Origin of the sequence: Senegalia massiliensis (assembly GCF_900626135.1) — a bacterium.
In the GTDB taxonomy this organism is placed as follows: domain Bacteria; phylum Bacillota; class Clostridia; order Tissierellales; family SIT17; genus Anaeromonas; species Anaeromonas massiliensis.
On record NZ_LR130786.1, the window covers coordinates 652212 to 665620 of the forward strand.

Below are 13409 nucleotides of genomic sequence, written 5' to 3' on the forward strand. Positions count from 1 at the left end.
CCATAAAAGAGTAAACTAAAATTAATTAGTCTCTCAAAAATGAACAGTGTAGAAATTACTCCTTAGAAAGGAGGTGATCCAGCCGCACCTTCCGATACGGCTACCTTGTTACGACTTCACCCCAGTCATTGATCCTACCTTCGACACCTGCATCCCGAGGGTTAGCTCGGTGGCTTCGGGTATTACCAACTCCCATGGTGTGACGGGCGGTGTGTACAAGGCCCGGGAACGCATTCACCGCGACATTCTGATCCGCGATTACTAGCAACTCCAACTTCATGTGGGCGAGTTGCAGCCCACAATCCGAACTGGGATCGGCTTATTGGGATTAGCTCCCCCTTGCGGGTTGGCTACCCGTTGTACCGACCATTGTAGCACGTGTGTAGCCCAGGACATAAGGGGCATGATGATTTGACGTCATCCCCACCTTCCTCCGGTTTGTCACCGGCAGTCCCTCTAGAGTGCCCAGCATAACCTGCTGGCAACTAAAGGCAAGGGTTGCGCTCGTTGCGGGACTTAACCCAACATCTCACGACACGAGCTGACGACAACCATGCACCACCTGTCACCACAGTCCCCGAAGGGAAGGCCTTATCTCTAAGGCTGTCTGTGGGATGTCAAGTCCTGGTAAGGTTCTTCGCGTTGCTTCGAATTAAACCACATGCTCCGCTGCTTGTGCGGGCCCCCGTCAATTCCTTTGAGTTTTAATCTTGCGATCGTACTCCCCAGGCGGAGTGCTTAATGTGTTAACTGCGGCACTGAAACCTGTCGGCCCCAACACCTAGCACTCATCGTTTACGGCGTGGACTACCAGGGTATCTAATCCTGTTTGCTCCCCACGCTTTCGAGCCTCAGCGTCAGTAACAGTCCAGAGAGTCGCCTTCGCCACTGGTGTTCCTCCTAATATCTACGCATTTCACCGCTCCACTAGGAATTCCACTCTCCTCTCCTGTACTCAAGCTTTGTAGTTTCAAATGCTTACATTGGTTAAGCCAATGGCTTTAACATCTGACTTACAAAGCCGCCTACGCTCCCTTTACGCCCAGTGATTCCGGACAACGCTCGCCCCCTACGTATTACCGCGGCTGCTGGCACGTAGTTAGCCGGGGCTTCCTCCTTAGGTACCGTCAAAATTCTTCCCTAAGGACAGAGCTTTACGATCCGAAGACCTTCATCGCTCACGCGGCATCGCTGCATCAGGGTTTCCCCCATTGTGCAATATTCCCCACTGCTGCCTCCCGTAGGAGTCTGGACCGTGTCTCAGTTCCAGTGTGGCCGATCACCCTCTCAGGCCGGCTACCCATCGTTGCCTTGGTAAGCAGTTACCTTACCAACTAGCTAATGGGACGCGGGACCATCCTATACCACCGGAGTTTTGACTCATGCACCATGCGGTGCTAGAGTTTCATGGAGTATTAATCCCGGTTTCCCGAGGCTATCCTCCTGTATAGGGCAGGTTTCCCACGCGTTACTCACCCGTCCGCCGCTAGAAAGATTAAAAAATCATCCGAAGAATCAATTTTAATTTTCTCGCTCGACTTGCATGTGTTAGGCGTGCCGCCAGCGTTCGTCCTGAGCCAGGATCAAACTCTCAATAAAAATTTAAAGTTTGTTTTCCTTTGACCCAAAATTGAATCAAACGTTAGCTTAATTTAGCTTTATAATTTTACAACTTATAAGTTGTTGTTATCTACACTGTTCAGTTTTCAAAGACCAATTTGTTGTCGCTGTTTGCTGGCGACTCTTAATACTATATCAGGTTTCAAGTAGCTTGTCAAGAACTTTTTTTGTTTCCTTTTAAATTCTTTTTTCTCTTTAGAAAGACAAGCTTTCCTGACGACTCTTAGTACTATATCATTTTTTTTTAATGATGTCAAGAGTTTTTTATTCACCGTCTCTAGCGACATTTAATACTATATCATTTATATCTAATTATGTCAATAGCAATTTTAATTTGTCAAAATTATTATTAACATTGATATAATTATTATACATAAAATAGGAACTACTAAATAAAATTTTTTATTTCTTATTTTATGATTAAAAACTTTCATACCAATAAAGGTGCCTATAGCTCCTCCTATAAATGATAATAACAATAATGTACTTTCTTTTATTCTCCACTTATTATTTAATGCTCTTTTTTTATCTATCCCCATAAATATAAATGAAATAATAGATAATATTAAAATATAAGCAATAATTAAAGTGTTTAAATTAATTTTTTCAATCATATCAATTTTCCTTTATTTTTATAATACTTATTATATTATCATGTTTTCTAAATGAAAAAAAGTGTTTAAAATTTCAATTGAAATTTTAAACACTTTTTTTATAAATATTTTATTTAGGTTTACTTATAAACATTTGAGTAAAAACATATCCATATTTATCACTATCTTTTATACCAATTCCTATATGGGTAAAGTCAGGGCTTAATATATTCTTTCTATGTCCACTTGAATTCATTAAAGCTGTATGTGCACTTTCTACAGATTGATTACCTGCTAAATTTTCACCTGCATGAACATATTTAATACCAAAACTCTTCATCATCTCAAAAGGACTACCGTAATTTGGAGAATAATGACTAAAATAATTATTATCAACCATATCTTGAGATTTAACTCTTGCAACTTTTGTTACTTCAGTATCCACCTTTAATTTTGGTAAATTATTTTTTTCTCTTTCTTTATTAACAAGAGATACCATTTCATTCTCACTATTTGATAATGTTTTATTTGTTTCTTTTGCACTATCCTCATTCTTAACTGTTTTATTATCTTCATTTTGTTTATCTGTTTTATTATTTTTGTTTTGCTTATCTGTATTATTGTTCTCAGATTCATCTACAACAACAGGTTCTGCATCAGATTTCTTTACTGCACCTACTTCATTATTATCCAATTGAACAAGATACCAATCATCTAATTCTTTAGTTACATTTACTATTTGGTCTTTCTTTAAATTTCCAACAGTTTTAAAATTATCTCCTGACCCAGATTTAACATCACAATTGTCAGAAGTTATCTTTATGTTCTCAATATCTGTTTTTTCAAATATAGAAGATTCTTCTGAATTATTTTCTTGTTGTTTTTCTTCAGATGTACAAGAAATTAATAAAGAAGTTAATAAAAAACTCAATAAAATCATTATAATAATTTTCTTTTTCATAATTATCTCCTTTTTTCTTTTTAAAAATATGTCTAATTTACAGTTGATATTTTCATATATAGTATTTACATCTTTTTTAAAAATATTATAATGATTTCTTTTTAGAATTAATTAACAAAAGCATATAAACTTTTATATTTTTTATAATTATAATATTATATATTTTTTATATACTCTTATATAACAAGATGTAAAATATATTTAAGCTTATTTAAATTTTAAATCAATCATTTTTAAGTATATTTTAAGCTATACTTAAATAATTTTTAACAATATAACTAGTATATATAACCTATAAATAAACTTAAGAATATATTTTTGAAATAATGCTAAAATAAAAACCATGGCACTCATAGAAGTGTCATGGTTTTTACATAAGATACTATACTATTAAATCATACATTATACATATAGGTTTATCATTTCTAGGATCTATTTCTATTGCTGCATCAATATTAAAAACTTCTGCCAAATATTTTTTCGTCATTACTTGTTTTGGAGTACCAGAAGATATGACTTTACCATTTTTCATAGATATAATATAATCTGAAAACCTTGATGCTAAATTCAAATCATGTAGAACCATAACAATAGTTCTTTTTTCACTTTCATTTAAATGTTGAAGTAAAGTCAATATTTCTAATTGATGAGCTAAATCTAAATATGTTGTAGGCTCATCTAAAAGTATTAATTCTGTTTGCTGAGCTAATGCCATAGCTATCCATACTCTTTGTCTCTGTCCTCCAGATAAATTTCCAATAGGCATATCATTATAATCATTCATATTAGTAGCCTTTAATGCCCAAGTTATTATACTCTTATCTTCTTCCTTTAATCTTCCAAATCCTTTTTTATGAGGAAATCTACCATAAGAAACTAACTCTTCAACTGTTACTCTCTCAGGTGCATTAGGGGTTTGAGGTAAAATTGCCATTTGTTTAGCTATTTCTCTCGTTGAGAATTGGTCAATTTCTTTACCTGAAATATATATACTCCCATTTTTAGGCTTTAAAATTCTTGAGATTGACTTAAGAGTAGTAGATTTACCACATCCATTAGGACCTATTATAGTAGTTATTTTTCCTTTAGGGATTTCTATATTAAGATCATCTACAATAACTTTTTCTCCATATGCAATAGATAAATCTCTTGTTGCTAAACTTTTTTCATTCATTATATATAACCTTCCTTTGACAAATTTATTTAGAACTTTTTACTAGGTAAAGAAAATATGGTGTTCCAATTATAGACACTATAATTCCTGCAGGTATTTCTGTAGAAGGTAATATCATACGTCCTATTGTATCAGCACCTAATAGTAATAACCCACCTAATAATGCAGATGCAGGTAAAAATATCTTATGATTTGGACCTACTAATTTTCTAGATAAATGGGGAGCTATTAACCCTACAAATAAAATTGATCCTCCTACTGCTACACTTGCACTGGCTAAACCCACGGCTAAAATTGATAATATAATAAATTCTCTGTTAACATTTAATCCTAATCCTATTGCAGTTTCTTGCCCTGTATTTAATATATTAAGAACATTGGACTTATAATATATCATTATAAATAAAACTATAACTATAGGAAGTAGTACTAAAACATATTTCCATTCATCTCCCCATATACTTCCTGCTGTCCAAAGTTGAGTAAACTGAAACTGTTGTCTATTCAGTGATAACGTAATGAATAATGTAGCTGCATTTATTGCTGTATTAACTGCTATACCAGTCAATAAAAGACGAGTAGCAGAAATTCTTTCCTGTCTTTTATACGTTAAAATATAAATAATAATTGCAGCACATAATCCACCAGTAAAAGCTAATATAGGTAGTATTATTGTAGATATGCCCATTGTTGAAAAAATTGCTATATAAATTAATACAAAAAATCCTGCACCAGAACTAATTCCTAATATCCCTGGATCTGCTAAATCATTACCTGTCAATCCTTGTAATGTAGCTCCAGCAGTTGCCATTCCTATTCCTATAAGTACTGAAATAATAATTCTTGGTAATCTCAATTGGAATAAAACTAAATTTTGTTGATAAGTACCATTACCCATTAAAGTTCTAAATATATCTATAACACTCATATCAATTACACCAGAATTTATACTAAAAAAACCAACTGATAACAATAATAAAATTAATATAGTATATATAAGTATAACTTTAAATCCAATATCTCTAATCATTAAAAACCCATCCTTTCTTTTCTAGAAATATATAAAAAGAAAGGTACACCTATAATTGCAAATATAATACCAAGTGGTGTTTCATAGGGAGCATTTATTACGCGTCCAAATACATCGGCAAACAACATAAATATAGCTCCAAATAATCCTGAAGTAGGTATAACAAATCTATAATCATCTCCTACAAAAAATCTTACTATATGGGGAATGATTAAACCTACAAATCCCACTGGGCCAACTAAAGTTACAGCTATAGATGACAATATCAAAACTAATATTATTGAAATTATTTTAATCAATTTAGTTCTTTGTCCAAGTCCTTTTGCTAAGTCTTCTCCTAAATTTAGAATTGTAACTGATGGAGATATAATTATAGAAGCTACAGTAGCAATTAAGAACCATGGAGTAACAAATTTCAATTCTTGAAATCCAACATTAGCTACACCACCTACATTCCAATATGTAATCTGTTGTCCTACATTCCCAGTTATTGCAACAAATTGACTTAATGCAAGAAATAATAAAGATACAGTTGTACCTGCAAGAATAAGTCTATCAGGTCTTATATCCGAATTATCACTACTTGATATATAATAAGTTATTCCTACACCAATACTAGCTCCTAAAAATGAAAATAATATAATTTTTGTATATGACATATCCGGAAAAAATGAAAAAGATATGGCTAAAGCAAGTCCTGCCCCAGAATTAATTCCTAGCAAGCCAGAGTCTGCTAATGGATTTCTAGTAACACCTTGCATAATAGAACCTGCAATAGCAAATCCAGCTCCAACTAAAATATTTGCAATAGTACGTGGAACTCTAATTTCTCTAATTGTTTGATGAGCTATAACACTGGAATCAAATTCAAAAATCGCACTTATCACATCAGAAAATTTTATACTGGCTGCTCCTATAGCTATTGATAATAAAATACCTAAAAATAAAAGAGCAAATCCTATAACCATATAAATAATAAAATTATATGAATTATTTTTTTGATTTTTAAAATACTTATTTATCATAATTACATATGCCTTTCTTTAAAATAGCAATATCATTTTAAAAGTTTACTTGCTATTTTATTTTGATTTTTCTATAAGTCCATTTACAATTTCATTAAGTTGTGCTTTAGTTGAAAAAATATCTTGATATATAAAAGCTTTAGAATTATATTCTATTACATTTTCATTTTTTACAGCTTTGGTATTTTTCCAAACCGGATTATTTCCTACAGTTTCTATAGGATCTTCTTCCCATCCACCAATCATAATATAATCTCCTGAATATTGATCTAGCACTTCAAAAGAAATTGAACGCCACTGTTCACCATTAATTATTTCTTCTTCAACTTTTTCAGGTCCTTTCATTCCTAAAAGATCATACAGTACTTCTCCTCCACGACCTTGTTTATTTCCATATACAAAAACTTGTTTTTGACTTGTTTCAAAAAGAGATATAGTTTTATTTAATATTCCTGCTTCTTCTAATGTTGATTTAGATTCTTCTACTGTATTATTGAAATCTTCTAAAACAGCTTCTACTTTATCCTCTTTACCTAATGCTTTACCAATCAAATTAAGTCTTTGTTCTGTAGTAATATTTGTATAATCTACAAATATGGTTGGTGCAATTTTAGAAAGTTTGTCATAGTCAGTTTGAAAAGCTGTAATAATTAAATCTGGTTCTAAACTAGCTATTTTCTCCATTGAATATTCACCGTAAGAATCGTCACCATTAATTGAAGGGATTCCTTTTAACTCTTCTTCAAAGTATGCACCTTCATAAATATAAGTTGTCCCTACTGGCTTTACATCTAATGCTAGAGCATCCCCCATAAAATAATCAATTACTACTCTCTTAGGATCTGAAGGTATTTCTACATCTCCCATAGTTGTTGATACAACTCTTGTATCATTTTCTTTCTCTTTAGTTTTATCATCTTGAGTAGAACTTCCATTTGAACATCCTGATAAAATTAAACTAAAAATTAACAAAGCTACCCCTACATATGTATATTTCTTCATTATTTACTCCTCCTCCAATATTTTGTCTTATATAATTGTATAGAAAATGATAATCATTGTCAAATAAAAAATAATATAATTAAAGACTATTTAAAAATATTTTTAAATAGTCTTTAATTATATTATTCAGTTGAATGAGCTATTCTACTTGCTGCAGCTGCAGCAACAGCTGAAACTAAATCATCCATAAATGTATGAACTCTTTCACTATGTTTTTCTTTATTATCTAGTTCTTTTATAATACCTACTTTTTCTTTGTCTAAATATCCATAATTTGTTAATCCAATAGTTCCATATATATTTACTATAGATAAAGGTATTATTTCATCTATTCCATATAGTCCTTCATCAGTCTCTATAATTTCTTGAAGTGGATATGGTAGTTGCTTCTTTTCTGCTAACTCATCTAATGCTAATCCTGTAAGTATTGCATGCATAACTTCTCTTTTGCGTAATACTCTTTCAACATTTTCTATACAATATTCAAGAGTTAAATCCTTTTTATATTTCTTTTGTAGAAACATAGCTAATTCTGCTATATCTTTTATATTAACTCCTCTTTCTTCCATATTGTTTACAGTTAATCTGTATAGCTCTTCCGCATCGTACTTTTTCTTCATAATATCCCGCCTTTATTTTTAGTGACAAATATTATTTACCCATTTTAAATATATTTTAATAAAATAATATATTAAATAAAGAAAGGTCCTTATGTAAGAACCTTTCTTTATTAGCTTATTGTTAATATACACCTTTGTCATTTAAAAATTCATTATATTTGTGATCTGATTTTAATATATGATTTTCTATCCAATCAGCTACAAACATTAATGTATCCATTGCAACCTTTTTTTGTCTTAAATCAATATCTTCAGTTTGTATTTCTTTTATTTTATCAACAAATAAAGTATGTTGATTTTTATGCTCTTCTAATTCATTATATCCATATTTAGACATAAGTTCTTCTTCATAGTTAAAATGATAAACAGTATATTCTTCTAATTCTCTAATTATAGCCATTATTTCATCATAATGATCTCTATCATCCTTAGAAGTTACCAGTTTATATATATCATTTCCTATTTGAAATAATTTTTGATGTTGTTTATCTATTTCTTCTATATTACAACTAAAATTCTCTTTCCATTTAAACATAAAACTCCCCCAATTAAATAGTAAATTAGCTCATTACTTTACTCATGTTGTTAGAAAATTCTACTGGATCCTCTATAGGTAAACCTTCAATTAAAAGTGCTTGATTATATAATAAATTTGTATAAAGGTCTAATTTTTCTTTATTACCATTTTCATATGCATTTTTTAATGCTTTAAATACATTATGATTAGTATTAATTTCTAAAATTTTATCAGCTTCTATATTTTGATTGTTAGGCATTGATTTCAATACTTTTTCCATCTCTATTGAAACTTCACCTTCATTTGCAAGACATACTGGATGATTCTTAAGTCTCTTTGATGCTCTAACTTCTTTTACTTTATCTGATAATACTTTTTTCATATCTTCAAATAATTTATTATTTTCTTCTTTAGAATTATCTTTATTTTTATCTTCTTCTGTTTCTATTCCTAAATCACCACTAGATACAGATTTGAATTCTTTTTCTTTATAATTCATTATCATTTTTATAGCAAATTCATCTACATCTTCAATAAAGTATAATATTTCATATCCTTTATCTAATACTAATTCAGTTTGAGGTAATTTTTCTATTTTTTCTACAGAATCACCTGTAGCATAATAAATATATTTTTGACCTTCTGGCATTCTCTCAACATATTCATCTAAAGTTACTAATTTTTTCTCTTTTGAAGAATGGAACATTAATAAATCTTGTAACAATTCTTTATTCTGACCAAAGTCACTGTATACTCCATATTTCAACTGTCTACCAAAAGAATTATAGAATTTTTCATATTTTTCTCTATCATTATTTAATAGTTTTAAAAGCTCAGATTTTATTTTCTTTTTAAGATTTTTAGCTATAAATTTAAGTTGTCTATCATGTTGAAGCATTTCACGAGAAATATTTAAAGATAAATCTTCTGAATCTACCATTCCTTTAACAAAACTAAAATAATCAGGTAATAATTCACTACACTTATCCATGATTAATACACCATTAGAATATAGCTCTAAACCTTTTTCATATTCTTTAGTATAATAATCAAAAGGTATATTTTCTGGTATATATAATATTGCATTATATCTTATAGTACCTTCAACTTTAATATGAATATGTTTAACTGGTTTATCAAATCCGTAATGTTTATCTTTATAGAATTTTTCATAATCTTCATCTGTAAGCTGACTTTTGTTCTTTTTCCATATTGGAACCATACTATTTATAGTTTCTTCTTCTGTGTATTCTTCAGATTCTTCTTTATCATCTTCTTTTTGTTTATATTTAGTTACATCCATTTTTATAGGATATCTTACAAAATCAGAATACTTTTTAATTATATTTTGGATTTTATATTCTTCTAAATACTCATCATAATTTTCATCTTCAGTATTTTCTTTTAATTTTATTATGATTTCTGTTCCTATTTCTTTTTTATCGAAAGGTTCTATAGTATATCCTTCTGCTCCTTTAGAAACCCATTTATACCCTGTATCACTACCTAATGCTTTAGTTATCACAGTAATAGTATCAGCTACCATAAAAGCTGAGTAAAAACCTACCCCAAATTGTCCAATTATATCATAGCCATCTTTTAGTTGATTCATTTTTTTGAAATCAAAAGAACCACTTCTAGCAATAGTACCTAAATTATCTTCTAATTCTTCTTTAGTCATACCTATTCCAGTATCATATACAGTTAATGTTCTATTTTCCTTATCTGGATTGATTTTAATATAATAATCTTCTTGATTAAATTTTATATTATCGTCAGTTAATGCTTTATAATAGATTTTATCTATAGCATCACTAGAATTAGAAATAAGTTCTCTTAAAAAAATTTCCTTATGAGTATAAATTGAGTTAATCATTAAATCTAATAATCTTTTAGATTCTGCCTTAAATTCTCTTTTTTCCATAATAATCTCCCTTCCGTTGATGAAATTTATATATAATTATAGATTAGCACTCTCATATGAAGAGTGCTAATCTATAATTATTTTTATCATATTTTTGGGAATAAGTCAATATATATGAACTATCTTATTTACTGTTTATAAATTCATAAAATTTTTTTACCATTTCTTTATCCTTACCTTCTATATATCCTTCCGGAGTATCGCAGATAGAACTAGCTTCTATACCTAATAATCCTATAATTCTGTAATCACACTATATATATGCTTTCATTTGGTATACTACACTCATTGATAGATTTTTGCATAACTCTTTATAATTAAAATAGTAAAATAGAGAATAGTTATAATTAATATAATGTTTTATCTGATTTTCTATCTATTTCTATGATTTTAATTTTGCTATATCTTCTAATTTTTCTCTATGCAATATGCAAATCTTCCTCTGTCCTTCTTGTTCTATTATCCCTTTGTTTTGAAGATCTGTAAGTCTTCTACTCAGTGTTTCTCTACTGACTCCTATATAAGATGCTAAGTCCCTTTTAGTTATTTTTAAGTTTATTTTATTGTTACCTTCTGATAACTCTAATAAAATATTGGCTACCCTTTGTTCTACATCTTGTAGTCCTAGAGATTCTATTAAATTTTCTGCATCATTAAGTCTTGTACTTATCTCTTCTAGTATTTTTATAGCTATATCAGGATGTTTTTTTATTATTTGATTTAATTTATTCCCTTCTATAATACATACACTGGTCTTTTCTAATGTTTCTGCATTACTTTCTAAGGGAGAAGGAACGAATAAAGAAAGTTCTCCCATAAAATCTCCTGGTTCTAAAACTCTAATTATCTGTTCCTTACCTGATTCAGATATTCTAGTAATCTTTACTTTACCACTATTTACAACATAGAGTCTTTGAGACTCTTCACCTGCTAAATATATGGTTTCATATTTTTGATATTCCCTATGACTGGTTATCATAGCTATTTCAGACATCTCATCATAGGTTAGATTATTGAATATAGGTACTTTATCTATACAATTACTTTCTTCCTGATGAATCTTTTCCATTTAATCTCCCCTTTATTTTTCTCTATATTTTAATAGTCTAATTGCATTTATTATTACTAGTAATACACTTAACTCATGAACTAACATTCCAAAAGATAGGAATACTGTCCCTACTAATACTCCTATTAATAATAATGTTACTACTGCTATTGAAAAATAGATATTTTGTTTTATATTCTTTACAGTTGATTTACTTAGTCCTAAAGCATAGGATAATTTGTCTAACTTATCTGCCATTAAAACTACATCTGCTGTCTCCATAGCAACATCTTTTCCTACTCCTCCTACAGCTATTCCTAAATCTGCTGATGCCAATGCTGGAGCATCATTTACTCCATCTCCTACCATTACTGTAATTCCAGATTCTACTTGTAAGTCTTTTAATATTTTTACTTTATCCTCTGGAAGTAATTCAGCATAATAGCCATCTAAACCTAATTTATTTGCTACCCAATTGGCTACTCTTTCATTATCACCTGTTAGCATAATTAAATTTTTAATACCTTGTTTCTTAAGTTTATCTATTAGATCCTTAGCCCCTTCTTTTATAGTATCAGCTATGGATATAACTCCTAGTATATTTTCCTTATCTCCTATTATTACTGCAGTTTGTCCCTTTTCTTCCTCTTCTATAATATAATTTTCTATATCTTCTGATATATTTATTCCATTTAGTTCTATTAATTTTCTATTTCCAATCAGTACCTCTTTACCCTCTATTTTAGCCTTTAATCCATGACCAGTTATTATATCAGTATCTTCAGGAGCCGTAAGATTTCCACCTATTATTTCATCATATTTTTGTATTATTGACTTTCCAAGAGGATGTTCTGAATATATTTCCCCTTTTGCTGCTAATTTTAGTAATTCTTTTTCACTAATTCCAAAGGATTTAATCTTTATCACCTTAGGCTTTCCCTCTGTCAGAGTTCCAGTTTTATCAAAGGCTATAACCTTTGTCTTCCCTAGTTTCTCTATTATTTCTCCACCTTTTATTAATATTCCATTCTTAGCTCCATTACCTATTCCTGCTACTATTGATATTGGTGTGGATATTACTAGGGCTCCTGGACAAGCTATTACTAGAAGCGTTAGTGATAATCTTATATCCTTTGTTATTATATAAACTATTATTGCTAATATCATTATAGCTGGTGTATAGTATCTAGAAAATACCTCTAGAAACTTCTGTGTTTTTGCTTTTTTATCTTGTGCTTCCTCTACCATTTCTAAAATTCTTGCAAAAGTTGTATCATCACCAACTTTTTGTGCTTCTATCTTTAAGTATCCTGATTCTATAATTGTTCCTGAATATGCCTCATCTTCCTTTTTCTTATTTACAGGCATTGATTCTCCTGTTATAGAAGCTTGATTTACATGAGAGTTTCCCTCTATAACTACTCCATCTACTGGAATCTTTTCTCCAGAACGAACTATTACTATATCTTTTTCCATAACTTCATTAGGATCTATCTCTATTTCTTCTCCATTTCTTATAACTTTAGCCACATTTGGTGCTAAATCAAGCAATGACTTAATTGCTGATCTAGTTTTATCTAATGTTTTTGATTCTAAATAATTTCCTAACATAAATAAGAATGTAACCGCTCCAGCCTCCCAGTATTCCCCTATTATTAATGCTCCAATAACTGCAAGAGTTACTAGAGCATCAATTCCCAAAATCTTGTATTTCAATGCTCTTATGGCATTTAATGCTATAGGGTATCCTGAGAGAAAGGCAGCAAAAATCATTAGAATATCTGGTAATAATGATGAGTTTACTATTCTATCTAAAATCAATGATAATACTATAGCTATCCCAGATATTAAAACCCTTTGGCTCTTTGTAATTTTCATAACTTAGCCTTCCTTTC

General features: G+C 30.1%; 11 protein-coding genes and 1 rRNA gene. All 12 read right to left on the bottom strand.

All coding sequences use genetic code 11. The features are described from left to right. Positions 1-66: 66 nt before the first annotated feature. Positions 67-1599, bottom strand: a 16S ribosomal RNA gene (locus E0D94_RS13190). A gap of 350 nt (positions 1600-1949) precedes the next feature. Further along, positions 1950-2234, bottom strand: a complete 285-nt coding sequence (locus E0D94_RS13195) for a DUF1294 domain-containing protein (RefSeq protein WP_130808026.1) — start codon at positions 2232-2234, stop codon at positions 1950-1952. Between the two features lie 109 nt (positions 2235-2343). Next, positions 2344-3174, bottom strand: coding sequence for a CAP domain-containing protein (locus E0D94_RS13200; protein WP_130808027.1), 831 nt, complete (start codon positions 3172-3174; stop codon positions 2344-2346). A 382-nt stretch (positions 3175-3556) separates the two neighbouring features. Then, positions 3557-4348, bottom strand: a complete 792-nt coding sequence (locus tag E0D94_RS13205) for an ABC transporter ATP-binding protein (protein ID WP_130808028.1) — start codon at positions 4346-4348, stop codon at positions 3557-3559. 25 nt (positions 4349-4373) lie between these two features. Next, positions 4374-5378: a FecCD family ABC transporter permease gene (locus E0D94_RS13210; RefSeq protein ID WP_130808029.1), complete on the bottom strand. Its 1005-nt coding sequence runs from the start codon at positions 5376-5378 to the stop codon at positions 4374-4376. Next, positions 5378-6403, bottom strand: a complete 1026-nt coding sequence (locus E0D94_RS13215; RefSeq protein WP_130808030.1) for a FecCD family ABC transporter permease — start codon at positions 6401-6403, stop codon at positions 5378-5380. The genes E0D94_RS13210 and E0D94_RS13215 overlap by 1 nt, the downstream gene beginning before the upstream one ends. A 57-nt stretch (positions 6404-6460) precedes the next feature. After that, a complete protein-coding gene (locus tag E0D94_RS13220) occupies positions 6461-7405 on the bottom strand; it encodes an ABC transporter substrate-binding protein (protein WP_130808031.1) in 945 nt (314 codons plus the stop codon). 122 nt (positions 7406-7527) lie between these two features. Beyond that, a complete protein-coding gene (locus E0D94_RS13225) occupies positions 7528-8025 on the bottom strand; it encodes a phosphatidylglycerophosphatase A family protein (protein WP_130808032.1) in 498 nt (165 codons plus the stop codon). Positions 8026-8146: 121 nt separating this feature from the next. Then, a complete protein-coding gene (locus tag E0D94_RS13230) occupies positions 8147-8560 on the bottom strand; it encodes a bacteriohemerythrin (protein WP_130808033.1) in 414 nt (137 codons plus the stop codon). A 25-nt stretch (positions 8561-8585) separates the two neighbouring features. After that, on the bottom strand, positions 8586-10466 hold the full coding sequence (gene htpG / locus E0D94_RS13235) for a molecular chaperone HtpG (RefSeq protein ID WP_130808034.1): 1881 nt from the start codon (positions 10464-10466) through the stop codon (positions 8586-8588). A 382-nt stretch (positions 10467-10848) separates the two neighbouring features. Continuing rightward, a complete protein-coding gene (locus tag E0D94_RS13240) occupies positions 10849-11535 on the bottom strand; it encodes a Crp/Fnr family transcriptional regulator (RefSeq protein WP_130808035.1) in 687 nt (228 codons plus the stop codon). A gap of 12 nt (positions 11536-11547) precedes the next feature. Then, positions 11548-13392 (bottom strand): heavy metal translocating P-type ATPase, encoded by a 1845-nt coding sequence (locus E0D94_RS13245; RefSeq protein ID WP_130808036.1) that lies wholly within the window; start codon positions 13390-13392, stop codon positions 11548-11550. Positions 13393-13409 lie beyond the last annotated feature (17 nt).